This is a genomic window from Streptomyces sp. NPDC017991 (assembly GCF_044328075.1).
Taxonomy (GTDB): Bacteria; Actinomycetota; Actinomycetes; order Streptomycetales; family Streptomycetaceae; genus Streptomyces.
The window spans coordinates 1-26,636 of record NZ_JBIRGP010000029.1 but is presented as its reverse complement, the minus strand read 5'-3'; the positions used below and the strand labels follow the sequence as shown (position 1 = coordinate 26,636).

At 66.2% G+C, this 26,636-nt stretch carries 23 protein-coding genes and 8 pseudogenes; 16 read left to right on the top strand and 15 right to left on the bottom strand.

The window, feature by feature from the left end; translation table 11 throughout:
• Positions 1 to 109: 109 nt before the first annotated feature.
• Positions 110 to 708, bottom strand: a pseudogene (locus ACH4DZ_RS43655) (IS5 family transposase); the annotation flags it as partial.
• A gap of 225 nt (positions 709 to 933) precedes the next feature.
• Between ACH4DZ_RS43655 and ACH4DZ_RS43650 the strand changes: the two are divergent.
• From ACH4DZ_RS43650 to ACH4DZ_RS43625, 6 genes and pseudogenes are all read left to right on the top strand, one after another.
• Positions 934 to 2,130: pseudogene (locus ACH4DZ_RS43650) on the top strand (IS110 family transposase).
• 151 nt (positions 2,131 to 2,281) lie between these two features.
• A pseudogene (locus ACH4DZ_RS43645) lies at positions 2,282 to 2,624 on the top strand (transposase); the annotation flags it as partial.
• Positions 2,625 to 3,344: 720 nt separating this feature from the next.
• Entirely contained in the window at positions 3,345 to 3,728 is a 384-nt protein-coding gene (locus tag ACH4DZ_RS43640) for a hypothetical protein (RefSeq protein WP_398295231.1), read from the top strand.
• A gap of 303 nt (positions 3,729 to 4,031) precedes the next feature.
• A complete protein-coding gene (locus ACH4DZ_RS43635; protein ID WP_398295229.1) occupies positions 4,032 to 4,202 on the top strand; it encodes a hypothetical protein in 171 nt (56 codons plus the stop codon).
• A gap of 115 nt (positions 4,203 to 4,317) precedes the next feature.
• Positions 4,318 to 5,094 (top strand): alpha/beta fold hydrolase, encoded by a 777-nt coding sequence (locus tag ACH4DZ_RS43630; protein ID WP_398295227.1) that lies wholly within the window; start codon positions 4,318 to 4,320, stop codon positions 5,092 to 5,094.
• Between the two features lie 380 nt (positions 5,095 to 5,474).
• Positions 5,475 to 5,615: pseudogene (locus ACH4DZ_RS43625) on the top strand (IS5/IS1182 family transposase); the annotation flags it as partial.
• A gap of 13 nt (positions 5,616 to 5,628) precedes the next feature.
• Here ACH4DZ_RS43625 and ACH4DZ_RS43620 read toward each other — a convergent pair.
• A pseudogene (locus tag ACH4DZ_RS43620) lies at positions 5,629 to 6,415 on the bottom strand (IS5 family transposase); the annotation flags it as partial.
• 102 nt (positions 6,416 to 6,517) lie between these two features.
• On the bottom strand, positions 6,518 to 7,132 hold the full coding sequence (locus tag ACH4DZ_RS43615; RefSeq protein WP_398295225.1) for a TetR/AcrR family transcriptional regulator: 615 nt from the start codon (positions 7,130 to 7,132) through the stop codon (positions 6,518 to 6,520).
• A 77-nt stretch (positions 7,133 to 7,209) separates the two neighbouring features.
• Between ACH4DZ_RS43615 and ACH4DZ_RS43610 the strand changes: the two genes are divergently transcribed.
• Positions 7,210 to 8,070: an SDR family NAD(P)-dependent oxidoreductase gene (locus ACH4DZ_RS43610; protein WP_398295222.1), complete on the top strand. Its 861-nt coding sequence runs from the start codon at positions 7,210 to 7,212 to the stop codon at positions 8,068 to 8,070.
• A 328-nt stretch (positions 8,071 to 8,398) separates the two neighbouring features.
• On the opposite strand, the gene ACH4DZ_RS43605 is transcribed toward ACH4DZ_RS43610, so the two are convergent.
• Positions 8,399 to 9,349: an IS630 family transposase gene (locus tag ACH4DZ_RS43605; protein WP_398295220.1), complete on the bottom strand. Its 951-nt coding sequence runs from the start codon at positions 9,347 to 9,349 to the stop codon at positions 8,399 to 8,401.
• A gap of 65 nt (positions 9,350 to 9,414) precedes the next feature.
• A pseudogene (locus ACH4DZ_RS43600) lies at positions 9,415 to 10,334 on the bottom strand (IS5 family transposase).
• A 186-nt stretch (positions 10,335 to 10,520) separates the two neighbouring features.
• On the opposite strand from ACH4DZ_RS43600, the pseudogene ACH4DZ_RS43595 reads away from it, so the two are divergent.
• Positions 10,521 to 11,195: pseudogene (locus ACH4DZ_RS43595) on the top strand (cupin domain-containing protein).
• Between the two features lie 75 nt (positions 11,196 to 11,270).
• Here the strand turns inward: ACH4DZ_RS43595 and ACH4DZ_RS43590 are convergent.
• The 3 genes from ACH4DZ_RS43590 to ACH4DZ_RS43580 all read right to left on the bottom strand — a co-directional run bounded on the left by ACH4DZ_RS43590 (position 11,271) and on the right by ACH4DZ_RS43580 (position 13,996).
• Entirely contained in the window at positions 11,271 to 12,314 is a 1,044-nt protein-coding gene (locus ACH4DZ_RS43590) for a cupin domain-containing protein (protein WP_398295218.1), read from the bottom strand.
• Positions 12,315 to 12,431: 117 nt separating this feature from the next.
• A complete protein-coding gene (locus ACH4DZ_RS43585) occupies positions 12,432 to 13,460 on the bottom strand; it encodes a hypothetical protein (RefSeq protein ID WP_398295216.1) in 1,029 nt (342 codons plus the stop codon).
• Between the two features lie 68 nt (positions 13,461 to 13,528).
• On the bottom strand, positions 13,529 to 13,996 hold the full coding sequence (locus ACH4DZ_RS43580; RefSeq protein ID WP_398295214.1) for a nuclear transport factor 2 family protein: 468 nt from the start codon (positions 13,994 to 13,996) through the stop codon (positions 13,529 to 13,531).
• Positions 13,997 to 14,481: 485 nt separating this feature from the next.
• Between ACH4DZ_RS43580 and ACH4DZ_RS43575 the strand changes: the two genes are divergently transcribed.
• A protein-coding gene (locus ACH4DZ_RS43575; protein ID WP_398295212.1) for an IS5 family transposase occupies positions 14,482 to 15,290 on the top strand; the annotation gives its coding sequence in 2 pieces (ribosomal slippage) (positions 14,482 to 14,826 and positions 14,829 to 15,290; 807 coding nt in all).
• 75 nt (positions 15,291 to 15,365) lie between these two features.
• On the opposite strand, the gene ACH4DZ_RS43570 is transcribed toward ACH4DZ_RS43575, so the two are convergent.
• Together ACH4DZ_RS43570 and ACH4DZ_RS43565 are read right to left on the bottom strand one after the other, a co-directional pair.
• Entirely contained in the window at positions 15,366 to 15,716 is a 351-nt protein-coding gene (locus tag ACH4DZ_RS43570; protein WP_398295211.1) for a hypothetical protein, read from the bottom strand.
• 192 nt (positions 15,717 to 15,908) lie between these two features.
• Positions 15,909 to 16,145: a hypothetical protein gene (locus ACH4DZ_RS43565; protein ID WP_398295209.1), complete on the bottom strand. Its 237-nt coding sequence runs from the start codon at positions 16,143 to 16,145 to the stop codon at positions 15,909 to 15,911.
• Between the two features lie 476 nt (positions 16,146 to 16,621).
• Here ACH4DZ_RS43565 and ACH4DZ_RS43560 point away from each other — a divergent pair, with 476 nt between their 5' ends.
• The gene (locus ACH4DZ_RS43560; protein WP_398295207.1) at positions 16,622 to 17,155 is read left to right on the top strand and encodes a TetR/AcrR family transcriptional regulator; all 534 of its coding nucleotides are present in this window, start codon (positions 16,622 to 16,624) and stop codon (positions 17,153 to 17,155) included.
• Positions 17,156 to 17,192: 37 nt separating this feature from the next.
• The gene (locus ACH4DZ_RS43555; protein WP_398295205.1) at positions 17,193 to 18,023 is read left to right on the top strand and encodes a class I SAM-dependent methyltransferase; all 831 of its coding nucleotides are present in this window, start codon (positions 17,193 to 17,195) and stop codon (positions 18,021 to 18,023) included.
• Between the two features lie 13 nt (positions 18,024 to 18,036).
• On the opposite strand, the gene ACH4DZ_RS43550 is transcribed toward ACH4DZ_RS43555, so the two are convergent.
• Complete coding sequence (locus ACH4DZ_RS43550; protein WP_398295203.1) at positions 18,037 to 18,165, bottom strand: hypothetical protein; 129 nt, start codon at positions 18,163 to 18,165, stop codon at positions 18,037 to 18,039.
• Between the two features lie 195 nt (positions 18,166 to 18,360).
• The gene (locus ACH4DZ_RS43545; protein ID WP_398295201.1) at positions 18,361 to 18,648 is read right to left on the bottom strand and encodes a hypothetical protein; all 288 of its coding nucleotides are present in this window, start codon (positions 18,646 to 18,648) and stop codon (positions 18,361 to 18,363) included.
• 694 nt (positions 18,649 to 19,342) lie between these two features.
• Here ACH4DZ_RS43545 and ACH4DZ_RS43540 point away from each other — a divergent pair.
• The 3 genes and pseudogenes from ACH4DZ_RS43540 to ACH4DZ_RS43530 all read left to right on the top strand — a co-directional run bounded on the left by ACH4DZ_RS43540 (position 19,343) and on the right by ACH4DZ_RS43530 (position 21,899).
• On the top strand, positions 19,343 to 20,359 hold the full coding sequence (locus tag ACH4DZ_RS43540; RefSeq protein ID WP_398295260.1) for an IS630 family transposase: 1,017 nt from the start codon (positions 19,343 to 19,345) through the stop codon (positions 20,357 to 20,359).
• 130 nt (positions 20,360 to 20,489) lie between these two features.
• Positions 20,490 to 21,277: pseudogene (locus tag ACH4DZ_RS43535) on the top strand (transposase family protein).
• A gap of 487 nt (positions 21,278 to 21,764) precedes the next feature.
• A complete protein-coding gene (locus ACH4DZ_RS43530) occupies positions 21,765 to 21,899 on the top strand; it encodes a hypothetical protein (RefSeq protein ID WP_398295199.1) in 135 nt (44 codons plus the stop codon).
• A gap of 158 nt (positions 21,900 to 22,057) precedes the next feature.
• On the opposite strand, the gene ACH4DZ_RS43525 is transcribed toward ACH4DZ_RS43530, so the two are convergent.
• A complete protein-coding gene (locus tag ACH4DZ_RS43525; protein WP_398295197.1) occupies positions 22,058 to 22,744 on the bottom strand; it encodes an alpha/beta hydrolase in 687 nt (228 codons plus the stop codon).
• Between the two features lie 66 nt (positions 22,745 to 22,810).
• Between ACH4DZ_RS43525 and ACH4DZ_RS43520 the strand changes: the two genes are divergently transcribed.
• A protein-coding gene (locus tag ACH4DZ_RS43520; RefSeq protein ID WP_398295195.1) for an IS5 family transposase occupies positions 22,811 to 23,631 on the top strand; the annotation gives its coding sequence in 2 pieces (ribosomal slippage) (positions 22,811 to 23,152 and positions 23,155 to 23,631; 819 coding nt in all).
• 374 nt (positions 23,632 to 24,005) lie between these two features.
• Here ACH4DZ_RS43520 and ACH4DZ_RS43515 read toward each other — a convergent pair.
• Positions 24,006 to 24,914 carry an enoyl-CoA hydratase/isomerase family protein gene (locus ACH4DZ_RS43515; RefSeq protein ID WP_398295193.1) on the bottom strand — a complete coding sequence of 303 codons (909 nt, stop codon included), beginning with the start codon at positions 24,912 to 24,914 and terminating at the stop codon, positions 24,006 to 24,008.
• A gap of 184 nt (positions 24,915 to 25,098) precedes the next feature.
• Complete coding sequence (locus tag ACH4DZ_RS43510; protein ID WP_398295191.1) at positions 25,099 to 26,001, bottom strand: helix-turn-helix transcriptional regulator; 903 nt, start codon at positions 25,999 to 26,001, stop codon at positions 25,099 to 25,101.
• Positions 26,002 to 26,282: 281 nt separating this feature from the next.
• On the opposite strand from ACH4DZ_RS43510, the gene ACH4DZ_RS43505 reads away from it, so the two are divergent.
• On the top strand, positions 26,283 to 26,636 hold a 354-nt coding region (locus ACH4DZ_RS43505), incomplete at its 3' end, for a transposase (RefSeq protein ID WP_398295259.1).

Sequence of the window (26,636 nt, the reverse complement as noted above, 5' to 3'; positions counted from 1 at the left end):
ACTGAATGATGATCACGGTAGTCCCGCTAGTGTAGTGACGGCGTATGTGGACCGTGTCCCAAGTGGTGAGGCGGACGAGCCGTTTGTAGCAGCACAGGGCGGCGGCGAGTCAGAGAAATGCCAGGTAGACGCAGGGATTTCGCTCGTAGCGGGGGCTGAGTATGCGGTAGCCGGACAGCCAGCTCATGGTTCGCTCGATGACCCACCTGCGGCGCCCTAACCTTTCGCTGGACTCGATGTCTTTGCGGGCGATGCGCACTCCAATGTGCTTTCCTCATAGCCATCTCCGCAGGTGGACACGTCATAGGCCTTGTCCGCGTGGAGGCGTTGGGGCTTGAAGTACCGGTCGCGGTAGGGGTCGTGTTGCGTTTGGGTGGCCCGCCGTCATGGGCTTCAACCCCTCGCTGTCATGGACGTTGTCGGCCGAGATCCCGACGACGAGGGGCAGCCCGTTCGCGTCCGACAAGACATGCATCTTGGAGCCGGGCTTGCTCCGGTACACGGGGCTCGGACCTGTGTGCTCGCCCCTTTTGCGCGAACATGGGCGGTGTCCAGCACGACGCGGGTGACGTCGACTCCGGCTCTGGACCAGATCAGGAACCGGCGGTGCGCGGTTGACTTCGATATGCCGGAGCAGAGCGGCAGTTGACGCCAGGTACAGCCGCTGACCAACACGTAGATGATCGCCGCGAACAGCGTCTCATCAGGCTCTACCTTCTTGCTGGGCCCGCCCCAGCCATTCGTAGGGTTGAGGTACCCAGGGGAGCTGGATGTGGCTTTCATCAGGCTGCCGTTCGTGGCTTGACACGCTTGGCCGCCCGGCTCCCCACGATGACTCGGCCGCCGATTGGGAAATGCGAACAGGTCGCTGTGTAGAGCAATGCCGCGAGGTCGTCTGTGCTCTGTACTGCACGTACGACGAGCTGGAGCATGATGAGCCGGATAGGGGCCGGAAGCGACTGCGGCAAGACCCATCACCACACGCTGGTCCTGGACACTGAGGGTGAGACCCTGCTGTCGCGGCGGGTGGCCAACGACGAATCCGAGCTGCTGAAGCTGATCGGCGACGTCCTGGATCTCGCTGGTGGCCGGTAGGTCACGTGGACGTTGGACATGGCGGGCGGCGGGCCCGGCCTGCTGATCGCCATGCTCGTCAAGCACAGTCAGGAACTCGTCTACATCCCCGGTATCGCGGTCAACCGCGCCTACGACAGCTACCGCGGAGCGGGCAAGACCGACGCCCGGGATGCGCGAGTGATCGCCGACCAGGCCCGCATGCGGCGAGACTTGCAGCCCATCCGTCCGGGGGATGACGCAGGCATCGAACTGCGGCTGCTGACCGAACGCCGAGTGGATCTGGTCGCCGGCCGCACTCGCATTACCAACCGCCTCAAGGGCCTGCTGAACGGTATGTTCCCGGCGCTGGAGCGCGTATTGGACATCGGTACGAGCGGGGCACTGCATCTGTTGACGGGCTACCAGGCCCCGGCGGCGATCCGGCGCACCGGCCTGCGCCGACTGACCACCTGGCTTCGCAACCGGAAGGTCCGTTCCCTGGCGGCTCTGACGGCGAAAGTTGTCGAGGCAGCTGAACAGCAGCACACCGCCGTGGCGGGCGAGAGCCCCATCGCGAAGATGGTGCCCACGCTAGCCGAGGAGCTGATAGCCCTCAACGAGAAGATCGCCGAGACTGACAAGCTCCTCGAAGGTCGGTTTCGCGAACACGAACTCGCTGAAGTGATTCAGTCCCTGCCAGGCATCCGCGTGGTCCTCGGTGCGGAGTTCCTCGTTGCTGTCGGCGGCAACCTGGACGCCCTCCCCACCCCGGACCGTCTTGCTGCTTTCGCTGGGGTGACCTCCGTACCCCGTGACTCTGGGAAGATCAGCGGCAATCTCCACCGACCTCAGCGACACCACCGACGCTTGCAACGGGTCTCCTACACATCCGCGTTGGTAAGCATCCGGTTCGACCCCAACTCGCGAAAGTATCACGACCGCAAACGAGCCGAGGGCAAGCGTCACGTCCAGGTCGTGCTCGCGCTCGCTCGACGCCGCGTCACCGTGCTGTGGGCCCTGATTCGTGACCGCAGGTACTACCAAGTCGCACCATTTGGGACTGCCCGGGCTTGATTTCAACATCGGGAAGCGTGTCCGGCGTCCCGCCACCCTGCCGTCGCACCCACGACGCAGGGATCAACGGCTCCGCTATCCCCCACACCATCCGGAACGATCCAACTCAAAGTTCCCCGCCCCATACCGAATTTTACGTCCGCCTCACCACATTCCGGGGGTCGCGGTCAGGACCGCTACCACCTTGCTGGTCACCGTCGGCGACGGCACCAGCTTCCCCACCGCCGCCCACCTGCCTCCTAGGCAGCCTTTCACCCACGACCAAATCGTCGGGAACCTCGATCCACGGCGAACACGCGCCAGGAGGCGGCAACCGACAGCTCAACCGGGCGATGTTCCTGTCCGCGCTCGCCGCCCTACACGACCCCGCCTCACGCTCCTACTACGACCAATGCCGGGCCCGAGGAAAGTCCCACACCCAGGCACTTCTCCGTCTGACCCGACAATGCAGCAACGTGCTGTTCGCGATGCTTCGCGACGCCACCTTCTACGAAGAACCCCACGCCTCGCTTGACGAAAGACATAGAGGCACCCCCGCGAGCGCAGCCGAGCGTGGGGAGCCGGCGACCGACGACAATGCCGCCGGGGGTCCCCCTCTGGGGGGTACGTGCCAGACCCCGCGCCTGCGGCGTGATCCACACGACAGCACCTACGGTTCGCTGACACGAACATTACGGACAGAAGCCGAAGGTGCGAAGCCGCTCAGCCACAAGCGTGGCCAACCGACCTGTTGCAGCGGTGCCAACGGCCACTCAGACTTCTCCTGCGATGCGCGCAGGGCCGACCTGACCCCGTCCGTCACCGCAGGGACTCGACGGCGCAGCAATGGAGCCCGTCCAGTCGCCCCCTCATGCGCTGCGGACGAAGGCCAGGGGGCAGTCCCGAGAGGATGCCGGCGATGAACCGGAGGAAGCCCGTGAACGTTGTGTCTTGCCCAGGCGACATTCCCGCCAGCAAAAGCAGAACGAGAACCGTGGAGAGGAAACCAATATGCCAAGGTATACGCACAAACCGGACGAGCCGCATAATCAGAATACAAAAGCGCGATCTTCTTCCCCCGGAACGGAGCCCCACCCTATTCCTCCGCGACGGACACACAGTATCTCAGAACGATGGTCGAGAAGAAGAGTTCCTGGTAACCACCAACATTCCCTAAATCTTGGAGACGGATGCACCCGGTCGGTCTTTGCTTGGAGAATCCGAATCTCCCGTAGTTGAAAATCAGTTCGCTCCGCGCCAGCAATGTGCATCCCACTCAATCCAGCCAATCCGATGCAGATTGCGAGCCAGATATGAAAAAGGCAATAGAACTCAGCCTGCAACAACCCGGCGACTTCGGCCACGCGGAATCGGCCGCCGAATCCTCCAGAGCCACACAGGCCAGCTCGTCCGCCGCGCCATCCATGTTTGATGACATGGCAGCCGCACTGGACACGATGGACAGGATGATTACGATTCATCCTCGGAGGGCCGTTGCACAGGCCGGTCAGTCCGAGGACCAGTTCGAGTCGGATATACAAAGAGCAATAAAAATGAGCCCGAATCAGGTCGACGTCCGCTTCGGGGAAGCCTCAGGATCCGGGCAGGCCGACCAATGAACGAATCACCCGCGTCGGACGATATCGACGAGTTACTCAACCTTTACAGAGACCAGGATTCCGCTTACGCAGACAATCCGTTCGCCGCCCCCAGCAGAGAACGTCTGCCCGCGACACAGCCACACACGACGCCGCGCTCTCCTGAAGGGATGCCCTCAGAGACCAGAGGCGGCGACAGCAGCAAAGCAGAAGTAAGGGAAAGGGACGGGCTTCCTGACCTCAGGCTCGGCACGGTGCCGGATGCCGCTACAGCACCTTCAGAAGTCGCGCAAATAGGCCGCCAGACAGTACAGCGCCTACGGCATGACCACCGGAGTGTGCACCAAGGCGGAGGCTGCGGAGTCCTTCGACAGCCTGGAACTGGTGGAGTCGGGGATCGTTCCCGCGCATCGCCGGCATCTCGACACCAACGTGTCAACGTCGATCCAGGACACGGTCATCGCTGCCTTCGGGGTGCTGGTCCGCAAGCCTTGAGTGCCACGGCCGCGCCGGGGGCCGGGGGCGCCTGTTGGGAGGGCGCGGAGGGCGGTGTCGGGTTTGAATTAACATTACCTCTGTTCGCGGATCATATTGCTGATGAGGAGTTGGCGTGACAGCGGTCTTTCTGCATGGCGTCCCGGAGGCAAGTGTGATCTGGAACGGCGTCTGCGAGCAACTCGCGGACGACGGGGTGAAGGCGTTAGCACTCGACCTCCCCGGTTTCGGCACGACACGGCCCTCGGATTTCGGTGCGACAAAGGACGACTACGCGGCGTGGCTGGCCGAGATGCTGCGTGGTGTCGAGGGCCCGGTCGACGTGGTCGGGCACGACTGGGGTGCCGGAATTGTCCTGCGGACGGTCACGGCCTTCGACGTGCCGGTGCGCAGCTGGGCGGTGGACTGCGGCTCCGTGTTCCACCCCGACTATGTGTGGCACGAGATGGCGCAGGTGTGGCGGACGCCTGACCGCGGCGAAGAGTGGATGGCGTCCTTCGTGGCCAGTGAGCCTGGCGAGCTTGCCGCGCCCGGTGAACCCGGCTGGTTGAAGAGTGCCCTGGTCGCGGCGTGCCCGAGCCAGGCTGACGCGGCTGAGCTCAAGGCAAGCATGGACGACACGATGGGCGGTTGCATTCTCGATCTCTACCGCTCGGCGACGCCCAACATCTTTGCCGACTGGGCTGCGGAGCTGTCCCTACCCGCACCCGTGCCCGGCCTCGTGTTGCGGGCAACCGCCGACGACTCCGACGACCCGGTCACCTCCGCGGAAGTCGCCGCCCGGCTCGGGGCCCGTACCGCCGAGCTGGAGGGCCTCGGCCACTGGTGGATGATGCAGGACCCGGCGGCGGTTGCAGAGGCATTGCATTCCTTCTGGACGACGCTGCCATGAGCGGCGCGGGTGCTCGTACTGCAATCACGCCCCACCTCGTGATGGTGATCGCAGTACCAACCCTCCGGATTGCGGTGGGCCAGCACAAAAATCCGGCCCCAACCACCTCGTGGTCCGTCATTGAAAGTCCCATGCCGACATGATCGCGCCATCGGGGAGGCGCGAACGACTGGCGCGCTCTCTTGTTGATCATCCACACATGGCACGCTGACTCGTTGTCAGTTCCTTCTGTCATCACGAAGGGTTTAACAAGGAGTTAACGACGAAGAGAAGGTGCACAGGTCCTGGTCATCACGGAGTTGCCACCGTGATCACAAGGAGAATCTGCGCCCGCGCTTCCTTTATGGCTTACCGAACCGCTTTGGGACTAATTCGCGGTCCTGGTGCGCAGGCGGCCCGTGTTCCACCCGAACCATCCACTGAGATGCCACCGTCGGCGGATCAGCGACCGGATTGTCTTCGACAAGATGCTGCAACTGCTTCGCTTCGGCTGCTCCTACGAGGCGATCGCCGACACGACGCCTCGTAGCGGACCGCGAGCTTGTCGTTGCGCGTGGCGACAGCGCGGTTCCGCTTGAGGCGGTTGATCGCGCATTCGACCGCATGGCGCTCGCGGTAGTCGACCGCGTCGAAGCGCGGCGGCGGCCGCCGCGGGAGCCCAGCTTCTGGCGGTTGCTGGCCTGGTCAGCCTTGTCCGGGATAGTGCAGCGGATCCCGCGGCGGCACAGGTAGGCGCGGTTCTTGCGGGAGGCGTAGGCCTTGTCGGCCCGCACGCGATCGGGACGGACGCGTGGCCGGCCCCGCCCGATGCGGGGGACGCGAATTTTCTTCAGCACGGGTTCGAACTGCGGCGAGTCCCCGCGCTGCCCCGCGGTCACGACGATCGACATGGGCTTTTGGCCTTGCTCGGCGGCCAGGTGCAGCTTGGTGGTGAACCCGCCGCGCGAGCGTCCCAGCCCGTAATCAACGGGCTCGGTGCACACGCCGCCCGGTGGTTCCTTCCGCAGGTCGCCTTACCTTCGCGCCCCGGCAGCATTCTGGTGGGCGCGGCAGACCGTGGAGTCGACGCTCAGGTCCCACGCAATCGCACCCTTCGAGTCGGCCAGGGACTGGAGTCTGGTGAAAATCCGGTGCCAGGTGCTGTTCCGCTGCCATCGGCGGAACAGGTCGTAGACCCGGTCCCACGGCCCGTACTCGACGGGTGCATCCCGCCACGGCACACCGGTCCGGACCCGGAACCGTATGCCGTCCCCTTTGTCCCCTTCGGCAACAACGGCTCCAGCGCCCTCCACTGCTCGTCTGTGAGACCTGCCCGCCCCATGAACCGTGAACATTCATCGTTCAAGATCCACTTTCGGCACACGACCTCGGCCGCGTGGTCGTCCGCCGGCGACGCCAGGGGGCCGCATCGTGATCGGGGGTCCTATTGCGGCCGATGGGGGACGAATGCCACCCCCATCGCTTGGTCCAGTATCTCCGACAGTGAGCGTGGCCGATCGCTTGCGGTCCACGCGGCCAGCGCGGCCTCGACGCAGCCCAGAGCCGCGGCGATCACGGCGTTGGCGCGCGGGTCGGCGGCGTCGGCCGGGTCGGCCCCCAGGCGGCGGGCGATCTCGGGGCGCAGGAGTTCGTGCCAGCGGGCGTTCTTCTCGCGGTGGCGGGCCGTCAGCGCCGGCGTGTTCACCATCAGGCGGGTCAGGCGACGTGTGCGCTCGTCGTGGCCCTCGTACTGGTCGATCATCGGATTGAGCGCGTGCCGGATCGCGACCCAGGGTGCTTCGTCGGCCGGGCGGGCGGCGAGCGCGTCCCGCAGGTATTCGGGGGCTTCGGCTGTGGGGCCGAAGAGGGCCTCCTCTTTGGAGTGGAAGCACCGGAAGAACGTGCTGCGCGAGATCTCGGCGGCCGCGCAGATGTCGTCGATCGTCGTCTCTTCGTAGCCGTGTGCGAGGACCAGGTCCTGGACGGTCACGGCCACCTCGGCACGCATGGCCTGGCGTGCTCGCGCTCGCGCGCCGCCTGCGGTTCGGTCCCGGTTCATCACCTCACGGTACTACAGCCCATCGTTGGTATTATGTCTCACTAATGAGACTCAGTACCTCTCCAAGAGGAGTGACAATGAGTGACACCAAGGTGGTCGTGATCACGGGCGCGAGCGACGGTATCGGGGCAGCAGCCGCGCGGAAGCTGCACGCAGACGGGCAGACCGTCGTCGTCGTGGGCCGCTCTGCCGAGAAGACCCGCGCCGTCGCCGCGGAAATCGGGGCCGACAGTTTCGTCGCCGACTTCACCCGCCTCGACGACGTCGAGCGTCTCGCTGCCGAACTGCGCACCGCATACCCGCGGATCGACGTGCTCGCCAACAACGCCGGAGGGGTGTTCGGCACCCGGACCAAGACCGTGGACGGCTTCGAGAAGACCTTCCAGGTCAACCACCTCGCGCCGTACCTGCTTACACGGCTGCTCCTGGACGTCCTCACCGCCTCGCGGGCGTCGGTGCTCCAGACCTCAAGCACGGTGCGGTTCGCCAAGGAGATCCACCTGGACGACCTGGACCACGACCGCGCCTACGACCCGGTCCGCGCGTACGGTGCGTCGAAACTGGAGAACATCCTCTTCACGACCGAACTCCACCGGCGCCACCACGCCGACGGCCTCGCGGCGGCCTGCTTCTACCCGGGCAACGTCCGGACGAACTTCGCCTCCGATACCGCCAGCGCGACCATGCGTACAGTCCGCTTCCTCGGCACCAAACCGGGCATACGGAACATCCTGCTAACCACACCCGAGCGGGGCGCGGACCAGATCGTGTGGCTCGCCGAGGGCACACCGGGCAAGGACTGGCGGTCAGGCGCCTACTACTACAAGCGCAAGGACGTGCCGCCCAAGAACCCGCAGGCCCTCGACGCCGATCTCGCCCGCAGACTGTGGGAACGTTCCGAGGAACTCCTCGCCGGGCGGCTGCGCGCATCGGCCTGACAGCCACCGCGAAGGTGACGCGCAGTTCCTCTGGCTGCAGCGCGATGGCCGCGGACCTGCTCCCACCAACCAGGGCTTCGGCATAGTTCGGTGTCGTCCGTCTTGATTATGTGAGACCGAGGAGTGCGAGGGGCCGGGTGTGGTCTCGTGCTGCCCGCCGGAGAACGGCGGCGATGCGGTGGATGCCTGCGAGGCGGAAGGATCCGACCGCGAGGTTTCTGCAGATGGCCACTGCCCGGGGGTATTTCCGGTCCGCAACTGGGAGGCAGCCCGCTACGCTCGAAAGACTGCCTATGACCAGCGGGAATGGTGAAGTACCACTGGAGTACTAGTGTCCTGCGCCAGAGATCCGTTGGCAGAAGCGGGCGAGTGGGTCGAGGATCTCTTCGGCTGTTTCGGTCCAGGTGAACGGGGGCGGGTTCTCGTTCCACTGTTTGACCCAGGCTCGGATGTCGGCTTCGAGGGAGCGCACGATTTTGTATGCGCCACGGCGGATCTTCTGGTCTGCGAGGGAGCCGAACCATCGCTCGACCTGGTTGATCCAGGAGGAGCCCGTGGGTGTGAAGTGCAGGTGGAACCGCGGGTGTTTGGCAAGCCATGTCTTGATGGCTGGAGTCTTGTGGGTGCCGTAGTTGTCACAGATCAGATGAACTTGCAGGTGCTCAGGGACCTCACTGTCGATCTTGACGAGGAACTTCTTGAACTCCGCGGCCCGATGCCGGCGGTGCAGGGATGTGATGACTTCGCCGGTCGCGACATCGAAGGCCGCGAACAAGGTGGTCAGGCCGTTGCGGACGTAGTCATGAGTGCGGCGTTCGGGCATGCCGGGCATCATCGGCAGGACGGGCTGTGAGCGGTCCAGGTCCTGGATCTGGGACTTCTCGTCCACGGACAGGACCACTGCACCTTCAGACGGGTCGTTTTTCGGAATCTCCTCCAGCGTGCTGACCACGACGGCCTCCACCTGGTCGACGCTGATGGTGGGCGGCCGGCCCGGCCGCGGCTCGTCCACCAGCCCGTCCAACCGTGCGGCCAAAAACCGGCGACGCCACTTGCGGACCGTGTCCGCCGCAATGTGCAACTCGCGCGCCACCACAACAATCAGCGGCACATCAGCGCCATCACATGCCAGCACAACGCGAGGCCGTAAAGCCACTGCCTGCGCAGATGACGCCCTATGGGCCCAACGCTCCAACACCACACGCTCATCAGGCGACAACACCAACGGTTCCAGCTTCGGGCCGCGCCGTGGCACCGGAACATCCGCAGAAGCACTCATAAACGAATTAACGACGGATCTCTGGCGCAGGACGTTAAGCGCTGTTTCTCGGATCATGTGCGGAGTCAGATGATGAGTGCGGCGAGGGTGACGGTGCCGAGGTAGGTGTAGGCGCGTTTCTCGTAGTGTGTGGCGACGGCGCGGAAGCCTTTCAGGCGGTTGATGGCCCGTTCGGCGGTGTTGCGTTTCTTGTAGCGGTCGCGGTCGAATTCGGTGGGCCGACCGCCGCGGGGGCCGCGGTTGTGGCGGTGCCTGTGCTGGTCGAGCCGTTCGGGGATGATGTGCGATATGCCGCGTCGTCGCAGGTAGCGGCGATTCTCGCGGAATGTGTAGGCCTTGTCGGCCAGGACCTGGTCAGGTCGGGTGCGAGGGCGGCCGGCTTTGATGCGGGGCACCGACACCTGCTCCAGGACAGGCTGCAGCTGGGGGCCGTCTCCGTAGTGTCCGGGTGTCAGGAGGACGGCAAGCGGCCGGCATCGTCCGTCGGCTGCGAGGTGGACCTTGGTGGTGAAGCCGCCGCGGGAGCGTCCCAGGCACTCGCCGATCTGACCACCTCCTCCAGCCGGACGGCCAGTCTCCCAAGCACCGGATCGACCTGGTTCGTCCGCGGGCGGACCCCCCTTTGAGAAACCGCGGCGGGCGCCGTCTTCCACGCACCGGCGGCGTGCTGGTGGGCACGCACCGCCGTGGAGTCAACGGACACGTCCCAGTCGATCCGCCCGGCGGCGTCCTCGGCGGCCTGCACCTTCTACAGCAGCATCTGCCAGGTCCCGTCCGCCGACCAGCGACGATGACGCTTGTAGACCGTCTCCCACGGCCCGAACCGCTCCGGGAGATCCCGCCACTGCACCCCCGTACAGACCCGGTACAGCACCCCGTTGATCACCCGGCGGTAATCACTCCACCGGCCCCCACGCGCACCACCCGGAGGTAAGAACGACTCCAGCCGATCCCACTCCGCGTTCGTCAGGTCTCCGCGTCCCATGCAGTCAGCCTGCCCCCAACACCTCACTCACGGAGAGATATCCGAGAAACAGCGCCTAGGGCCGGTGCCGTTCTCTCATGGCATTCACTGAACCAGCAGCTGACGCGCGGGGACATACGCGGTCGGCACGGCCGCATACGAGTTCGTACGGCGCCTGGAAGGTCCGTTGGGGTCGAACGGGTGGACATGGTCAGTCAGGCGGTCTCCAGCCTCCGGGGCGGACGGGGAACCGTCAGACGCTTCCGGCAGTCGGACGCGTGGGGCATGCGGTTCTCCGGTCTGGTCGGGAGCGGTTTCCACGTGGTCCTCCGGGGCAGCGGCTGGCTCCTGGCCCCGAGCGCGCCGCTCGTCGCACTGCGACCGGGCAATGTCGTGCTGATCACGTAAGGAACGGCACGTGCTCAGCCACGCTCCGCGTGCTCTCCGCGTGCTCTCCGCGGACTTTGCCAGGTCGCGCTGAGCCTGGAGCGGCCGGTGACCGGACCCGCCGGCTTCGAGTTCCTCGGCGGCGCCTACCGGTTGGACCACGGTCAGGTACACCCGTACCTCGCGGCCCTACCGGACCTGCCGGTGATGTCTCCCGACTACGAGCGGTCCCCGGCGTTGCGGTCGGTCGTGAGTCTGCTGGACGACGACGCGGCGCAGGCCGGAACAGATACGGGAGTGACCCGGGCGGCGATACTCGATCTGATGCTCGTTCACATCCTGCGCCAACGGCTGGAGGACCAGGGCGCGCGCGGCCGCCCCGCGATCCCCGACCCGGCGGTCATCGCCGTACTGCGCGCGATCCATGACAGCCCGCAGACATGGAAGCCGGCCGCGTCTGCTGGACCAGCCCGAGTTACCCCGCCGAACCGCTGACCCCGCTGACCCGCCAGCCTCGCGGGACCGCGCCGCACACGGGGCGGGACAGGGATGCCTCCCGCCGGGGGCCGGTCAGCGCGGAACCCGCTCGCGGTAGTGGGCGACCTGTGCGGCATCCCACCACTGGGCCGACACGTACTCCGGCGCCCAGCGCGGGAGCCGGTGGCTCACCAGCGTCGAGATGTGTCGGCTCCTTCCCACCGCGATGCTGGTCGCCGCGACCCCGACCGGGACCCGCACGAAATCGCCCGGCTGGAGTTCGATGCTGCCGTGCTGGCTCACCAGCAGGCGGGTGCCCGACACCTGGAACTGGATGTCGTCGGCGTTGCGGTGGCGGGTGTAGACGAGCCCGGGTTCGCGGTCGAGGTCGACCACCTCGATGAGGGCTGTCTCTCCTCGCCAGATCACCGACGTGGCGGGGGTGCTGCCCGCCGCCGGTTCCGGTACCCGCAGGACCGCGAGACGCTCCGTCTCCTGATGGACCTGTTCGAGGATCAGCCGCTCGTCCGAGCGGTGTGCGGCCACGTCGTGGTCCGGCTCATTGCTGCCCAGGCAGTCGGTGATCATTTCGTTGACTGTCGCAGGTTCCCAGCCCTCGAACGGCGGGATCCTCGGCTCGGAGACCGACACAGGGTCGCGCTCCTCGCTGTAACCCTCGGGCAGGTACCAGATCACGTGAATGTCGTCGCGGCCCCAGTTGTCGTGGCACACGCCGCAGGGGATGCGCACGAAGTCGCCGGGTCGCAGCTCGGCGGTGCCGAGCTCCGTCATCAGCGTGCGATGGCCGGTGACCTGGTAGGTCATCTCGTCGACGTCGAGGTTGCGGTGGTAGATCGGCTGTCGGGAGTTCATGTTGGTCCACTCGATGCGGCCTCCGGGCCCCTGGTAGATCCATCGGGGCGGCGCGAACTCCTGGTCACGGAACGTGGCCCCGGCACGCACGACCTGGACGGCCTCGACGCCGGACCACATGGCGCCGTGCGGCCCCGGCCCCGGTTGCGCGCGCTCCAGCAGCAGCCGCTCGTTGCGCCGCAGGGTGCGGGCCGGGGTGGTGTAAGGGAATACCGCGAGACGTTCCTGGACAACGGTGTCCTCGGTGTCCTCGGTGTCGGACATGGATCAGCACACTTTCTCTCTGTGCGGCAAGTGGCGGTTCGCGTGAAGGGGGCTACTGCGGTAGGCGCGTTGATCGCTCGTGTCCCCCTCCGTGCGACGCGGCCCGGCCCTCCGCGCTCATGCCTGCGCGGACAGGGGCCGGAGGATGTCCTGGACGCTTTCCCAGATCATGTCGCCCCGCTCCCACGGCGCCGCGTGTCCGCCGCCGCACCGGTGTCCCTCGACGAGGCGCAGCCCGTCCACCCGCCCGAGCTGCGCCGTGAACCGCTCCCGCTGGTTCATGGGCACGAGTTGGTCCTCGGGGCTCTGGTCCAGCACTACCAGCCGCGGTGCCCTGCCCTCCCGGATCCGCCGGGCGATGTCCGCCGGGTCGAAATGCGCCGGACTCGCCGCGTCCCACGTCTTCGGGTCCGCCGAGAAGGCGTGGGACAGCAGCGTCCGGTACTCCTCGCGCAGATGCTCGTGCGAGTCGCCGAGCCCGTCGGTCAGCTCCGGAAGGGCGTACAGGCCGTTGAGGCCCAGCAGCGCGGCCGGGCAGGGCGCGTCGGGAAGGTCCAGCCCGTGGTGGAGCGGAGCCTGGAGGATCGCCTGGAACGCGATGCAGGCGCCGCAGCTGTGGCCCGAGAGGATGTACGAGCGGTCGGTCAGGCCGAACGAGCGCAGCAGGGCGAGCCCGCGCAGGACGTCGCTCACATGGTCGGGGTGGGTGGCCTCGCGGGCGGGGTCGGAGTGGTTGTCCTTGACGGCGTCATACGGCAGGGACGGGTGCGTGGGGAACTGCGAGACCCGGTAGTTGAGCGAGGCGACGGCGGCGATCGGCTGCGCGGGGCCGGAGAAGGCGTGGGCGACGGTCGGCTCGATCGACGCGGAAGTGAGCTGGGGGTCGCGCCAGGCGCCCCCGTGGATGTGGACGTGGTAGCGCGGAACGGCGGAGTCGGGACCCGCCGGAAGCCGCTCCGCCGCGGTACCGACGAGTTTCAGCGTCTCCGGCGTCGAGGGCAGATAGATACTGAGGGTCTGGAAGCGGTCGGCGCCGGGGAAATACGGGATGTCCTCGGCCACGACAACGGGCACGCGCCCATCGAGCCGAGGGCTCGCGACCTCGGCGGACCGCCACTTCACGGGGCCGGATCCTTCGACACTCATCGCGATGCTCGCTTTCTTCGGAGAGTTCATGTTCATGAACGGCGCGGAGGAATCGGAGCGCCGGGGAATCAGAAACCGGCGGGCAGCTGGAATGCGTTGCCGGTGAAAGGAGACGTGTCGAGCCAGAGGTACTGGAACGAGCGGCTGGTGAAGACCCAGCCGTTCTCCGAGCGCCTCAGCCGGTCCGCGGTGACGCTGTGGTTCCGGTAGTACGTCTCGCCCGGTCCGCGCGCCGCCTCATGGCAGATGATGCTGGTGGTCGCCTCGTCACCGGAGATCTCGATCGGGCCCTGGACCGCGAACTGCACGAAGAAGTCCCGTTCATCGCGGAGTTTTTGGAACGTGGAGACGATGTCGTCCATGCCGACGGCGTGCACCCGCTCACCGATCGTCCATTCCGCGTCCTCGGCCCAGGTCGCGCGGAAACGGTCGGTGTCACCTCGGGTGGCGGCGTCGGCGAAGCGGGCGATGGTGTCCCGGACCGCCGCTTCGTCCAGCAGACGGGAAAGCGCGTCCTCGTTGTGTACCGTCGTCATGTTTTTCTCCCTGCGGGGTGAATGGCCGGTCCGGCCGGGATAGTCGAATGGACCGAATGGGCCCGGTCCGGTGTTCGTGACGTCATTCATGGTGACGTGGCCATGGGATACCCACCAGAGACGCTTCGACGGTAGGAAGAGCAGTACCACCCTCGCGCCGCGCGGGTGCCCGCGCTTGCGGGAAAAGGGAAGGGCCACCATCCCAGGGCTGACGCGTTCTCATGCGGCGAGATTGAGCATGGCGGCGGTGTCGTGCTCGGAGCGTGACCTGTAGTGATCAGCTGCGGCGGCGATGTTGGTCCAACCGGTTTTGCCGACTGGGACATCCCGGTCGACTCCACCATCGTGCGGGCTCACCAGTACGCGGCTGGTACACGTATCGATCCGCCGCCGGCACCCGCGTCAAGGAGGGCCGAAGCAGCAGAACACCAGGGCGAAACTCCCTGGCTAAAAGATCATCTCATTTGGCTGGCTAGACTTGTGGCATGTCGAAGATCGTTGAGCGGCTGGTGCCGGACGAGCTGTGGGAGCTGTTCCAGCGAGTGGTTCCGGAAGCGCCGTCGCGGCCGCAGGGTGGCGGCCGGCGTCGGCACGGCGACCGCGAAGTCCTGGCTGCGATCGTCTTCGTGGCGACCTCGGGCTGCACGTGGCAGCAAGTGCCGACCGCCTCGTTCGGCCCGTCCGGTGCGACGGCCCACCGGCGGTTTACCGAGTGGACCAAGGCCCGGGTGTGGGCCAAACTCCACCGCCTGGTCCTCGACGAACTCGGATCCCGCGGGGAACTCGACTGGTCCCGGTGCGCGATCGACTCCGTCAACATGCGAGCCCTGAAAAAGGGGAGCTGACAGGCCCGAATCCTGTAGACCGGGCCAAGTACGGGTCAAAGAACCACTTGATCACGGAGCGGACCGGCCTGCCCCTGTCCGTCGGCATCTCGGGCGCCAACACACACGACAGCCAGGCACTGATCCCGCTCGTGAGGGGCATCCCACCGATCCGCTCACGCCGCGGCCCCCGAGGACGCAGACCCCGCAAGCTCCATGCGGACAAGGGGTACGACTACAACCACCTGCGACGGTGGCTGTCCAGCCGGGGCATCCGACATCGCATCGCCCGCAGAGGTATCGAGTCCTCGACCCATCTGGGCCGGCACCGCTGGACCGTAGAACGCACGATGTCCTGGCTCGCCGGATGCCGCCGACTGCACCGGCGCTACGAACGCGAAGCCGACCACTTCCTCGCCTTCACCAGCATCGCCTGCACCCTCATCTGCTACCGCAGACTGGCCAAATGAGATGACGTCTAAGTGGTCGGCTCCGGAACTCCTTCGGGGGTTGGCTTCGGAGCCTCTGTCGTGTGTGGCCGTCAGTCAGGTCTCGGGTATGGCGAGGTAGAGGCTGCAGGCACAGTCCAAGGCATCCTCGGGGCCGCCGGCGAAGCTGCCGGTGGGCAGGACTGTGTCTTCGTACTTGTCGCTGCTGGCGAGGTAGAGGGCGAAGCCCCAGGTGCTGGCGCAACCGCCGTAGCGCAAGCGCATCAGCTTGATGGTCTGTCCGTCGGCCAGTTCGCCGTCGACATAGGCGAACTGGCCACGATGGCGGATGACCAGGCCGGCGAGCCGGGGCCAGGAGGTGCGAGCGGACGCGAGGTCGCAGCCCGCTGTACCGCCTTGTCGCGCTCCTTCCGTGCATTCCGTAGCGTCCGTACGGCTGCGGAGCACGTCAGGTAGACCTTGATGTCCTCGATCGTCGCCACGACCTGATCGTCGGTGAGCAGGTCGAACACCCGGCCCTGGAAGAAGCTGCTGCAGCCCCGGTGAGTCTCAGTGCACAGGCGTCCAGAAACTCTCTGTCGACACGGGATTGCGGTTCGTACGCAGGGCCCGGGGAGAGGCGGGAACGTCCGTTTTTGATCATGGGATGCCGTGGAGGGTGAGGATGTCTTCCGGGCGGGTGTGGGCGCGTCGTGCGCTGGCGACGTTGGCCCAGCCGGCCCGGTGGAGGGTCGCCTGGGCGAGGTCGCGGAGGGAACTCATGACGGCAGGTGTGCGGTGGCGGCGGACCTGGCTGGTGTCCTTGGCGAAGGTGACGTCCTTGCCCCAGTGGATCTTGTTTTCACTGATCCAGTGTCCCCTGCTCCAGGCGGCCAACTCAGCCGGGGAAGCTTCGTGGGTTTCGAGGTCGGTGACCGCGTAGACGGTCTCGTTCGACCACTTCCGGGTGCCGATCCGGCGTCGCTTGCGGCGGATGCGGACGACCTGCCGGGCATGCGGGAACAGGAGGCCGTCGACCGTGACGACCTGCAGTTCGCGGGTCTCTTCGCGTCCGTGGCCCCGGTCCCGGGGCGGTCCATGACCGAGGGCTGCTTCCAGGGAGGCTGCTCAACTGGTGGGCCGGTTTGGGCTGGTTGGACTTCACCGAGAGCACGTAGTGGGCCTTGTGCTGGAGGGCGTCGACCGTGACCAGGGCGTCGCTGAGGTCCCGGTCGTCGACGGTGTCGAGGAGCGGGTGAACTCGGGGATCTCGTTGGACGTCAGGTGAACCTGCGGCCCACCGCCATAAGTGGAGATTTGAACTATCGGATGTGCTACTTTCGAGGTGTTGAAGCGAGCGAGGAGGCAGATCGATGCGACGCGACGCGCTGGAGAATCGGGGGCGGATCGTCGCCGCAGCCTCGCGCTGCTTCGGCCGTGACGGGGCTCTGTGCGATATGGCCGCGGTCGCCAAGGAGGCCGGGGTCGGCACCGCCACTCTGTTCCGGCATTTTCCTGCCAAGCAGGACCTGTTCGAAGCCGTCCTTCTGGGCTGCATCGAGAAGTCCGCAGAAGCGGTCGTGAAGGCCCAGTTGGCGGACGACCCCTTCGAGGGCCTCACGGAGCTGCTGGCCCATTTCGTCCAGTCGCAGGTCCAGAACAAATACCTGCACCAGATCGCGGGACACCGTCTGATTGGCCGGCCCGAGGTCGACAAGCGGAAAGCCGGCGTGTTCGAAGGCAGCGCGGCACTGCTGCGCCGCTGTCAAGAAAGCGGCCAGGTCGAAACCGACGTGCAGATCACCGATCTGTTCGCTCTTACCGAGGGCATCGCGGTCGCCACCGACGCGCAGGGTTGGGAGCGGCCCCTAGCGCTGGTGCTACGCGGCATCGCCACAAGGCGCTGACCGCATGCTGCGGTGCCCCACCCGAAAGGAGCCCCACATGACATCCACCGACGAGCAGACAGCCGCGGTCGCGGCCGCCCATGACCTGATCCAGTCCTACCTGGTCGCGATCAACAACCCCCTGCTCACCTCGTTCGACTCCCTGCCGGACAACGCCCACGTCGTCGACCTCGGCAGCGGCACCGGCGAGCCAGCCCTCCCCCTGGCACGGCGCCGCCCGGACCTGCGGATCACCGGCATCGACATCACCCCCACCCTGCTGGACACCGCCCGCGCGAAAGCCTCCGCCGAGGGAATCACGACGGTCGACTTCCGGACGATGTCCATGGAAAAAATGGAATTCGCCGATGGCAGCGTCGACGGCATCGTCTCGCGGATGGGCCTGCTCATGGCGGGCCTGACCCCCTTCGGTCCCACGCTGGCCGAAGCGGCCCGGGTGCTGCGCCCCGGGGGACTGTTCAGCGTCGCCACCTGGACCGACGTCGCCTCGAACCCGTACACCGGTATCGCGCTTCCCGTCCTACGGCAGGTGCTCCCCGAGGGCACCGTCCCTGACTTCGAGGCCCACTTCGCCGAGTCCGCGCAGGAGGGCGCGCTGGAGCGACACGTCGGCGACGCCGGATTCACTCAGATCGAAGCCACCTGGTTCACCTGGCAGACCGAATGCCCCGACTTCGAAACCTGGTGGCAGTTCGAGGCCGGAGCCGGGCGGCTCAAGTCCTTCTTCGGCAACCTCGACGATCACCAGCGCACCGCCGCCCGCCAGGCAATGGCCGACACCATCAGCCAATACCGGACCCCTTCCGGCAGCTACCTCATGCCGGCGACCTGCCGCATCATCACCGCCCATGCAGGCCCACGCGCCTGACCCGTGCCACATGTCAATCGATGGTGTCCACGATGCGCCAGCTGATCGCCCGCAGGCTGCCGCTGGGCTTGGTGAGCGGGCTGGTCACGTGATGGTGAACGGCCCGCGCGTGACTTGGGGCGGTGGCGGTGACCTTGTCCAAGCCTTCGTCGGTCAGCGAAGCGAGGGTGTAGCGACCGTCGGCCGGATCGGGAAACTCACTTCACCGGGAGGCGTCGCTCCCGTTGAGACCGGGAGCCAGGTCAGGAGTTGTGTTCTGCTCGTAGGGACGCCCGGCCAGACAGTGGCGTTGTGCAAGCGGCTGGCGGCCGTCTCACTTGACCGGTGACGGCAAGTGTCACGCCTGGACGGTGGGGCGAACGTTGATCTCGCCGATCTCGACGTCGCTGGGCTGCTCGATGGCGAAGGCCACCGCGCGGGCGACCGCCGCCGCAGGGATGCCCACCGCGTCCATGTTCTTCTGCGTCTGCTCGCGGATGTTCGGGTCTGCCATGGAGTCGGCGAGATCGGTGCGGATGTATCCCGGCGAGATGGCTGTCGTGCGCACCACCCCGTCGGTGGACTCCCCGCGCAGCCCCTCGTGGACGGTGCGCACCGCGTCCTTGGTCGCGGCGTAGACAGCCATCAAGGGGGGACAGCCGGACAGGCCGGCCACCGGAGCGTGGGCGGTGAGCCTCTGGGAGAGGGAAGTTTTGGTCGACTCCGGCACTGTGGGCATGAGCCCATCCTGCCCCTCCGTCGTGGCGGGGGGGCAGACTCCCAAGGCCAGGCCAGGGCGGTGCGGTGGGGTGCGCTAGGCCCGCTTCGCTACCCTCACCGGCTTGCCGAAGAGACTGCGAGCACTGGTGAGGGATTTTAGGCACTTGATCGCTACATGGGAGGCAATCAACCGACAACCCGTTTCCAGCGCTTTGTTGGGCGCCACCCCCTGGCCCCGGCTGTCGCAGTCGGTTTGCTCTTCCCTGCACTGTTGGTTGCGCCCCCTGGCACGCAGACCGTGGACGTTGTGGTTGGGATCGCCTTCGGCGCTCTCCTCGGCCTGACGTACTACCTTACGGCGATTTACGAGCGGGCTCGTCGGCGAAGCCTGATTCGTGAAGGCATCCGGGAACCCGCGCCGCCGTCTGCGAACCCTCCCGAGCTGTAGCTGGACAAGCGGCGGACCTGCCTTGCCCGTTGCAGCCGCCTGTCCGATATTCCTGACCGCCTCGCAAAGGCAGCACCTGAAGAAGGCGGCCTACGGTCACAAGACCCCTCACCAGGCCCGGATACGCGCGTAGGTCGTACTACATGCCGCGCGGGGACACACCAATGCCTGAATCGCCCGGGAGACGGGCCTGCACCTGGACACGGTCCGTCGGTGGCGCGGCCGGTTCGCCCGCGGCGGCCTGCCGGCACTGGCCGACTGCAGACGCTCCGGGCGCCCCGCCCGCTTCACCCCAGTGCAGGTCGTCGAGGCAAAGGCCCTGGCCTGCCAGTTACCGGCCGAGACCGGCGCCCCGCTGTCGCGCTGGTCGTGTCCCGAACTGGCCGCTGAACTCACGGCACGCGGCATCACCGGCCCGGTCTCGGCATCGACCGTGCGCCGCTGGTTGCGCCAGGACACGATCAAGCCCTGGCAGCACCAGTCCTGGATCTTTATCCGCGACCCGGACTTCCGCGCCAAGGCCCAGCGCGTCCTGGACCTGTATGCCCGCACCTTCGAGGATGTTCCGCTGGGCGCGGACGAGTACGTCGTCAGCGCCGACGAGAAGACCTCGATCCAGGCCCGGTGCCGCTGCCACCCCACGCTGGCCCTCGGAGCAGCCCGCGCCGTGCGGGTGAACCACACCTACGGTCGCGGCGGCGCACTTGCCTACTTGGCTGCCTACGACGTTCACCACGCGAAGGTGTTCGGCCACACCGAGGCACGCACCGGCATCGACCCGTTCATGGTCCTTGTCACCCAGGTCATGACCCAGGAGCCCTACGCCAGCGCGAAACGGGTGTTCTGGATCGTCGACAACGGCTCCTCCCACCGCGGCAAGAAGGCCGCCGCCCGGCCGGCCGCGGCATTCCCCACCGCAGTCCTGGTGCACACCCCGGTCCACGCCTCCTGGCTGAATCAGGTGGAGATCTACTTCTCTGTGGTGCAGCGCAAGGTCGTCTCGCCCAACGACTTCACCAGCCTGACCCAGGTCAGGGACCGGCTTCGAGGCTTCGAAGACCGCTACAACGCCACAGCACAACCGTTCCAGTGGAGGTTCACCACCTCCGATCTGGACGATCTGCTGGCCAGACTCAACCGGCACACCGCCGATCACCAGGAAGAATCCTCTCCCGCCCAGGCAGCCTGACTCAACCCCCGAAGGAGTTCCGGAGCCGACCACTAAAGCCTTCGTGCCCGCCTGGTGGAGGTGGTGCAGGAGGTGAGGGCCTGGGTCGCTCGCGGGGCGGGTTTCACCAGCAAACTCCACCTGGGGGCCGATGGCCGCTGCCGCCCGCTGTCCCTGGTCGTCATCGTGTGCTGAACAGGTGTGGGTGGAGACGTTCACGGGGCTGCGGTTGACGCAGTTTTCGAGGTTGCTCAAGGCGGTGCGGGAGCGCGGTGGCAACGGCACGATGCAAGGCAGGCCGTGGAGCCTGCCGCTGGCCGAGCGGGTGCTTGTGGTCGCGGTGTACCGGACGAACGTGACCATGCGGCAACTGGGACCGCTGTTCGGAGTGTCCTCGTCCACAGCGTGCCGGGCGATCCAGCGGCTCGGGCCGCTGCTGGCCCTCGAAGCCGTCCCTCGTCCGGCCGGCGCCGCGGACCGGTTCTGGATCGTGGACGGCACTCTGGTCCCGGTCCGCGACCGCAAGGTCGGCACATCCAGCCGCAACTACCGCTTCTCCGCGAACGTGCAGGTCATCGTGGACGCGGAGACTCGCCTCGTGATCGCAGCGGCCCGACCGGCACCGGGCACCACAGCCGACGCCCACGCCTGGCGCGCCTCCGGCTTTGCCGGGCACTACCATGACGTGACCGTCCTGGGCGACGGCGCCTACCGCAACTGCGGGATGGTCGTGCCGCACCGCAAACGCCCCCGTCGGCCGCTGCTCCCGGGCGAGGAGGAGGACAACGCAGCCCACCGCAAGGTGCGTGCCCGGGTGGAGCATGTGATCGGCCGCATGAAGAACTACAAGATCCTCCGCGCCTGCCGACAGCACGGCGACGGCCGGGCCATGCCGTCCAAGCCGTCGCCCACATGCACAACCTCGCCCTCACATCATGACCAGAAGACTGCGTCCACAGGACCTGACCTGCCCGAACGATGCCTTGTGCAACACCCTTTAGCAGGGGCCATCGGCCGGGACAGGCAGAAGATCCTGACCGCCGCGTGGGCGGCCGACGCCCCGACCAGGTTCCGGACATGACGCGGGTGGAGATCTTGCGCCGGGTCTGGGTGCACCACTAGTACGCGACGCCCGCGGGCGTCTGCACTGGCGCGACGGCCACGCACTGCCACCCGCGTCCCTGCGGTTCGATTCCCCGTACGACACCGATGCGCACTACTGCGTCAAACGGCACACCACCTGCTCCGGCTACCGCACCCATTTCACCGAAACATGCACGTCAGAACTGTCGGAGGTGGTCGTGCACGTATCCACCACGATCGCCCCGGTCCAGGACGGCAAGCTCAACGCCCAGATCCACGACGACCTCGCGGCGACCAACCTCACTCCGGCCGAGCAGGTGGTCGACGCCGCCTACGTCAGCCCGTGCAGATCGAACGCGCCCGGCGGGTGCACGGCATCACCCTGCTCGGCCCGATCGCACCCGACCACAGTCACCAGGCCAAAGGCAGAGCCGGGTTCGACAAGGCCGCCTTCTCCCTCTGCGCCGCCCCCAACTGACCCCCAACAAGATCGCCAACAGAGTCACGGCATTGCGTCTGAGCTTGCCTTGCAACCACTGGACTCGAACGGGGCGTCATACGCCTTTACTCGCCTGGGGATTCGCAGGACAGGCAAACGGTCCTGCTGCATTCACTCAGCGGGTGTCACGCTCTGCCCTACGGCTGTGAGGCACCCCTCGGGTAGATACGGCAAATAAGGTCCAGGACGAGGTCGGGTCGGCTGAGGTACGGGGAGTGACTGGTCGGCCAAGCCAGCGTCTCGCCGCAGCGGGCGGCGAACTGTTCCTGGATTTCGGGCCGCAGCGCACGGTCCTGCTCGCACTGCACATAGGTGCTGGGCGTGACATCACGGTTGACTTGTGTCGGAGTCCACTGTCCGATGTCGTCCCGCTCCGGCCGCAGCAACTGCGCGGCCGCCTTGGCGTGTTCAGGGCTGCAGTCTGCGTAGAACGTCTCTATTGCGCTCTCCGGATCAACATGTGTGTACCCGTCTGGACCAGGCCTCATCACTGCTAGCAGTGGATCAGGGGTGCCCGTCTGTTCGATCGCCCGGACAGCGACGTCGATGGCGGTCTCACCCGGGTCGAGCACGTAGGACGCGAGATGGATGATGTGTCGGACTCCGGTGAGCGACCCGGCCACCAGGCCACCGAAGGAGTGCGCGAGCACGAGCGGCGGTTCTGGGCAGGAGTCGACAACCTGCTGGGCGGCGGCTACGCGGTCCGGCAGCGAGTCCTTGTCCAGGTCGGGGGCGAGGACGTCGATTCCGGTGTGCGTGAGGCGGCTGGTGAGGTCGGCAAAGTGGGCGGGCTGATGCCACGACCCGTGTAGAGCGATCAACATATAGGAAGGCTACGGGAAAAAATCAATAAGAGGATGTCCTACGTGTGGTAGCTCGATGGTCCGTTCATGGGGCGGGGTACGTGGAGTTGGATTGTTCCGGACGGCTTGTGGCAGCTTGCCAGGCCATTGATTCCAAAGGACCGGGTGCGGCCGCAGGGGGGCGGGACCCGGACCACGCCTGATGAGACGCGGTTCGCGGCGATCATCTACGTGCTGGTCAGCGGGTGCGCCTGGCGGGCTAGGCCTCCGTGTTTCGGCATATCGAAGTCGACGGCCCACCGCCGGTTCATGATCTGGTCCAGGGCCGGGGTACGCGGCCGGCTCCACGAAGCGGTCCTGCAGCAACTCGACAATGCAGGCCTCATCGACGTCTCCCGCGTCGTCCTCGACTCTGCCCACGTGAGGGCCAAAAAAAAGGGGGCGAACACGCAGGTCCGAGCCCCGTGGACCGGGGCAAGCCGGGTTCCAGGATGCACATCCTGTCGGACGCGAACGGACTGCTACTGGTCGTCGGCGTCTCCGCCGCAAACGTCCACGACAGCGAAGGGCTGAAGCCCATGGACGAGGGTCACCAAACGAGACACGACCCCCACAACGGCCGCTACTTCAAGCCCCAATGCCTGCATGCCGACAAGGCCTACGACATTCCCCACCTGCAAAAATGGTTACGCGGCAAACGCATCGGAATGCGCATCGCCCACAAGGGCATCGAGTCCAGCGCACGATTGGGCCACCGTCGCTGGGTGATCGAACGGACCATCTCGCAATTGTCCGGCTACCGCAGACTCAGCCCTCGCTATGAACGCAATCCACGCAACTACCTGGCCATTCTCGGTCTCGCCGCAGCCATCTGCTGCTACAAGCAACTCGTCCGCCTCACCACGTAGGACACCGTCTAAGCAGACGCGTCAGCTACGCCACATCCGAAGTGTGTTTCGCGTTCCGATATCCAGAACTATACGGACCGGCCTACTCGCTCGTCGACGATCAGGCTGCGAGGCATTGGCCGCGTACGCCGCCCTGTCCGGCCGGCCACGGCCTGGTACGTGACGGTCATGCTGACGGCCAGACGATGAAGGCCAGTTTCATGACGGCCACTGCGAGCACGAACAGAGGCCGGGTTCTCTACAGTGCTCACTCCGCATTGGGACATGTTCATGGAGCGACGGGCCGACCCGGGGGGCACGGTGCTCGGTCCCAGTCCGCTCGTCGGGTCGGCTCGTCGGTCCCATGAGGTCACCGATCTGACCAGGTGGCGGGCCTATGTCTCCTGGTTGGCAACACCGAGGTAGTCGCCGAGGTTTCGTTCGACCTCGTCGATACCGATCTCGGCGATGAGCTCCGGGAACAGCGTCAGTCGTGCCTGGAAGCCGGGCCACGCGACGGACTTCGAGAACTCCGTCCAGGACGTCCGCAGATCGCTCTCCGGCGGCAGGCTTGCCCTGTTGATCTGCGACTTGGCGCCCATCACGGCCTGCTTGTCGAACAAGGCGATGCGAGCCGCCACAGCGTCCACGAAGTCGTCGAGCTCGGCATCGGCAAGGGCCCTGGTCACCCATCCGTACCGCTCCGCCCGCTCAGCGTCATAGTCGTGGCTGGTGAGGATGGCTTCAAGTGCTCGGTCCCGTCCGATCAGCCGCGGAAGCCGGTCGGCGCCACCACCGCCGGGCACCAGACCGGTGGCGACCTCGGGCTGACAGAAGACCGCCTCCTCACGGCTGGCGTAGCGCAGGTCGAAAGCCAGGGCGATCTCGGCGCCACCGCCCCGGGTGCGGCCGCGGATGGAGGCGATGCTGATGAACGGCGCGTGTGTGAGGCTTGTGACGAGGCCGATCCAGGAGGGAGTGGAGTCCGTACGGGTCGATGTCGCCAATTCGTTTATCTGCGCGAGGTCGGCGTGGTTGAAGAAATAGCCGGACGTGCTGCTGTCGAAGATGACCACCTGAACCTGCTCGTCACTTGACAACTCGTCAATGATGCATGCTAGTTGGGTGACGGTGTCCGGGCCGACAAGATTCAGTGGCGGATTCGAGAAGGTGACCCGGCGGATCTTGGACGTTTCGGCCTTGACGTTGAACGTACTGTGTTGGGACATGTGACCTCCAGTGGTGAGGTACTGACGGCGAGAGGGCTCGCCTGCCCCGTTTCGGGGCAACGTGTGGGTGGTCACGCGGATACTGCGTCCTCGGCCGCGCGCCGGATGGTGTGTGCGTGTCGTGGACTGACGACGCCAATCAGAGCTCCAGCCGCCTTGACTTCCGTGACGCCGACCGGAGTGCAGAGAACGTGACGATGTCAGCCGAGTTACTGATCGACTGGTCGTCGCGCCCCGCACCGGCGAGTAACCGCCGGTTTCACCGCGAGTTGTCGGAGGCTTCCGTCCTTTGAGGCGGTGTTGCCGACCAACTGGCCAGAAGCCTGATCTTCTCCTCTGAGGGGGACCCGGGTTCGGCGGTGTAGACGGTCAGCACCTGGACGGCGTGCGCCGGCATATAGAGGTCGAGGTGCTGATAAGTGAGTTCCACAGTTCCGACATCGGGATGATGCACGGCTTTGGCGCCGCGGTGATGGGTGCGTACCTGGTGGGCAGCCCACAGGGTGCTGAATTCGGCACTGAGGGTCGACAGCTCACCGACGAGGGAACCTAGCCCCGTATTGCGAGGGGAGCGCGCGGCCTCAGCACGCAGGCGGGCGACAATGATACCGGCGGCAGCATCCCAGTCGGCGTAGAAGCTCCGTGAGCCGTGGTCGAAGAAGGTGTAGCGCGCGATGTTGAGACGGTTGGAGTCTTTGACCGTGTGGCTGTCGAGCAGCGGAGCGAACAGGGCGCGGCTGAGCGCATTGGTCGACACGACGTTCTGACAGGCGTCCGTTACGACCGCTGCGGACAGGGTGATGGAGTCGAGCAGCCACTGGACCGAAGGCGGGATCTCGTCGGCGATGCGACGGCGTGCTGGTATCGAAGGGTGGGCTGCGGCTGCCAGATCGTAAAGGTAGGTGCGTTCGTCCTCGGTCAGTTGCAGGGTACGGGCAACGGCATGCAATACCTCGGGTGAGACGCCGCTGATGTGCCCCCTCTCCAGCCGCTTGTACCACTCGGTGCTCACTCCGGCCAGGACCGCGACTTCCTCACGGCGCAGTCCAGGGACGCGTCTCCGCCCGCCCGCAGGCAGCCCCACCTGTTCCGGGGTCAGTTTGGCACGTCGACTGACGAGAAAGTCCCGGATCTCGGTGCGGTTGTCGGAGCTGCGGTCCATGTCCCCCACGCTAGCCCCGCCAGCGCGGCCGTGGGGGTGCGAGTCTGTACCCCCACGGAAGGTCAGTCCGTCCTATCCAAGGCGTAGTTTTTTATCAGTAATTAACCCTGTACGCAGGTGTAGGCGCAGTAGCCGTGTCCGAGGTCGTAGTGCTGCACAATCGTGTTGTTGATGTAGCTGGTGGAGACGCGGCGAACGTAGAGGGCGAACAGCAGCTCGACGTGCTCGCCGGCGCGGCGGTCGGTGAACTTCGGCTGGTCCGGACGGACGGTCTGCCAGGCGTGAATAGGACTCCGTCAGGTCTTTCTGTTGGTGCTGATCAGAAGCATGTTGGGTTTGTGGACTTACATGAAGTGGAGTGTGTTCGGGCGACGTTGACGTTGTTCGTGGCTGATGTGTTTGCTTCGGTGCCGCGGAAGGAGCAGCGGGCCAAGGGTGACTGCTGTCTGCGGGGGCCGGTGCTGGACGGCCGCCGCAAGTCGATCCAGGCGATGGCGGCGCGGCTGCCGGGCGGCAACGGGCAGAACCTGCAGCAGTTCGTGAATCAGTCCACTTGGGATCCGGTGCCCGTGCAGCGGCGGATCAACGGACGGCTGCTGCCGCTGGTCGATCCGGTGGCGTGGGTGATCGACGAT

Coding starts and splice junctions, on each gene's coding strand:
- ACH4DZ_RS43635 (WP_398295229.1), top strand. CDS start 4,032: ATGACCACCGGAGTGTGCACCAAGGCGGAGGCTGCGGAGTCCTTCGAC.
- ACH4DZ_RS43615 (WP_398295225.1), bottom strand. CDS start 7,132: ATGAACCGGGACCGAACCGCAGGCGGCGCGCGAGCGCGAGCACGCCAG.
- ACH4DZ_RS43610 (WP_398295222.1), top strand. CDS start 7,210: ATGAGTGACACCAAGGTGGTCGTGATCACGGGCGCGAGCGACGGTATC.
- ACH4DZ_RS43605 (WP_398295220.1), bottom strand. CDS start 9,349: ATGAGTGCTTCTGCGGATGTTCCGGTGCCACGGCGCGGCCCGAAGCTG.
- ACH4DZ_RS43590 (WP_398295218.1), bottom strand. CDS start 12,314: ATGTCCGACACCGAGGACACCGAGGACACCGTTGTCCAGGAACGTCTC.
- ACH4DZ_RS43585 (WP_398295216.1), bottom strand. CDS start 13,460: ATGAGTGTCGAAGGATCCGGCCCCGTGAAGTGGCGGTCCGCCGAGGTC.
- ACH4DZ_RS43580 (WP_398295214.1), bottom strand. CDS start 13,996: ATGACGACGGTACACAACGAGGACGCGCTTTCCCGTCTGCTGGACGAA.
- ACH4DZ_RS43560 (WP_398295207.1), top strand. CDS start 16,622: ATGCGACGCGACGCGCTGGAGAATCGGGGGCGGATCGTCGCCGCAGCC.
- ACH4DZ_RS43555 (WP_398295205.1), top strand. CDS start 17,193: ATGACATCCACCGACGAGCAGACAGCCGCGGTCGCGGCCGCCCATGAC.
- ACH4DZ_RS43545 (WP_398295201.1), bottom strand. CDS start 18,648: ATGGCTGTCTACGCCGCGACCAAGGACGCGGTGCGCACCGTCCACGAG.
- ACH4DZ_RS43525 (WP_398295197.1), bottom strand. CDS start 22,744: ATGTTGATCGCTCTACACGGGTCGTGGCATCAGCCCGCCCACTTTGCC.
- ACH4DZ_RS43510 (WP_398295191.1), bottom strand. CDS start 26,001: ATGGACCGCAGCTCCGACAACCGCACCGAGATCCGGGACTTTCTCGTC.